Here is a 2478-nt window from a genome sequence, read left to right on the forward strand (position 1 = left end):
AGTGAGTGGCTGAGTCATCCCCTTCGATTTCGCAAAATGAAGGCAATTTATTAGGCCATAAAACTAGATGCCTGATAAGTAAAACTTCTGCTGTGCTAACCTCTCGTATATCCATATTTCCTCAAAAAACATAACGCCCGCTTAAACGGGCGTTAAGAGTATTTTACGAGAATACTATTCGTCATAAAAGAATAAATCATATTCACCATTCAGAAATGAAACATCTACATTAAAAGAGTCTCCAAACATCTTAAATAAGCATATAACTGCATTTTGATAGTCTTTCATAAACTCTTCTGAAAAGTCACGCTGAAATTTTGGAGCAAAGCTAAAGCCAACATATGTAATCGAGTCTTTATAATGAACTAGGTAATCTCTCAAATTAAATAACTCGACTAAATTACCTCTCCAAGACACCGCCCCATACTCAATCTGAACAGTTTTACAGAGATGCTTTATTTTACTAACTGTGCTTCTAAAATTTCGCTCATCAATTTCTGCGGTATCAGGACAATTTTGCCAAACTAAATTTATAAAGGCTTCAGTAGCAATAGCCCAACCTAAAACCGCCTGAATACATTGTGAAATAGTTTTGTCATCATCAAATTCAGGAGCTAGTAAAGTTAATACAACCCCTGTATCAGGAACAGAATCAGAAACTTCAACAAACTTAGTAGATGCTTCTTCCCAATACTCATTTGCGTTTTTTAGGAGAAGTTGCTCTACATTTAAACGGTAACCATATGTCACAACACACTCCTATACGCTTAACATAAGGTGCGCCAGCACATTACTTACTAAACCAATTACACTTCAAACCAAAACCACCGAGTGTCTAGCGTCACCTTGATGCCTTTGTTATGTTTCTAAGACTTTCAATTACTTAAGTCACTTCCAATAAGGCATTGGGTTTTGACACCCCCATAGTAAATGATTTACTTCTTCAAAGAATTTGTAGCAACCGCTATTCACTAATTCACTTATTATTTTAGGCATCTCTAAAAGATATTTGTCCTCTATGAACTCCATAGTTCTTCCTGTTGCCTCTAATTGATTAGGCAATAAAGTAACAAACGTATCTTCACCATTACCTTCCTTTTTATTGGAATATACAAAAGAATCAAAGCCTTTACCAAGAGCCCAGTTCTTCAACTTAAAAGTAAGATCTAACCAAACTATTTCTTGGTATTGTGCTTGATTAAAGTCTTCACCAATTGCTTTAGAACGATATTTTCGTTTTTTGAGCTCATTAGCAAAAAAAGCATTCTCCATATGTTGACGCTTAATGCCCTTAATATCATTTAGTGACATAACACTAAAAATATCGCGCGGATATATCACATCAGTAAATGGGTAAAAAATAGATTGGACTTCTTTTAGTTCCTGTTCCGTCAATTGATTATGGGAAACTACTTTAGGTCCAGCACTCCCTATAGGATCATCTTCCCAAAGATCTATTAACCGAAGTGGACGGTTAGCATGAATAACATATTCGGAAATACTGAAAGTTTTTGAATAGTTGCAGAATTCAATCAAATGTTGATCGAGAGTTTGTTGTTTAATAATCCTGTTATACACATCATGGGTACTAACAATCAAATCTTCGCTAATAGAACAACGCTCTTGATGAGCAAACATACCTTCAACACGTTCGGCAGCAGCGATTGGCGAAACTCCTAAGTGCTTAAAAGCAAAGTTTTTATTTTTAACGCCTTTTCTATCGGCATTATAAACATACATAAAATACCTCTATGATTTATCAATACACTTTCGAGTTACTTGTGACAGATAGAAACATAACATTAGAAAAACGAGCCAATACAAAACACTCTTCAATTTTGGCTCGTTATCTCAAGAGCACTAATATCTAACCAATAATATGTAACATATTTCTTATTTTACTACTAGAAAATCGAGCCAATATAAACGACGAGTATGATGTGGGTTATTACCGTATGAAATTTTAACAGTAGAGTTTGGTAGTTCTGAGAAGGTATGGGGCATTTTTGATTTAGTTGACTAATTCTATAACGCAGAAATAATGGCTCACAGATCTTCTATATCAACGTCAATTTCTGGAGAGTTTTCTCTTTGCTTAACTAGTTCTCGGTCTTGTTCATCTTCCTCAAATTCAATTCGGCAAGAGTAAAAAATATCGCCTCGTTGAACTAGAAAATCGCGGTCCGCTTTATCCGCATCTTCCGAATAAGATCCCCAATCTTGTTCACTTGTAGTCACGAGTGAATCAGAGTGTCCAGTATGACTTGTTAATCCTTCCAAAAGTTCTTTTTCTGACAACCGTTTTTTACTCATACCTTACTTCTCGCTTCGGCAATGACATTAGATAATTTATAGCATATCGAGTAGCTAGCCATAATGAAAGTTAACCCTGAAACAAGGTTTGGTCGAGTAGACGACACTTGTTACCAAGTGCCGCCCCTCTAAGAACCGTACGTGCAACTTTCACTGCATACGGCT

At 35.8% G+C, this 2478-nt stretch carries 3 protein-coding genes; all 3 read right to left on the reverse strand.

From position 1 onward, the window contains the following. Positions 1 to 174: 174 nt before the first annotated feature. Positions 175 to 750 carry a hypothetical protein gene (locus ACXJY6_RS19695; protein WP_458769377.1) on the reverse strand — a complete coding sequence of 192 codons (576 nt, stop codon included), beginning with the start codon at positions 748 to 750 and terminating at the stop codon, positions 175 to 177. 138 nt (positions 751 to 888) lie between these two features. Beyond that, complete coding sequence (locus ACXJY6_RS19700; protein WP_458769378.1) at positions 889 to 1740, reverse strand: hypothetical protein; 852 nt, start codon at positions 1738 to 1740, stop codon at positions 889 to 891. A 306-nt stretch (positions 1741 to 2046) separates the two neighbouring features. Further along, positions 2047 to 2313 carry a hypothetical protein gene (locus tag ACXJY6_RS19705; protein ID WP_458769379.1) on the reverse strand — a complete coding sequence of 89 codons (267 nt, stop codon included), beginning with the start codon at positions 2311 to 2313 and terminating at the stop codon, positions 2047 to 2049. Positions 2314 to 2478: the final 165 nt, after the last annotated feature.

The organism is Vibrio phycocola (assembly GCF_054404255.1).

What these genes read in the sequence shown, in the direction of transcription:
- ACXJY6_RS19700 (WP_458769378.1), bottom strand. Translation starts at nt 1,740, where the DNA reads ATGTATGTTTATAATGCCGATAGAAAAGGCGTTAAAAATAAAAACTTT.
- ACXJY6_RS19705 (WP_458769379.1), bottom strand. Translation starts at nt 2,313, where the DNA reads ATGAGTAAAAAACGGTTGTCAGAAAAAGAACTTTTGGAAGGATTAACA.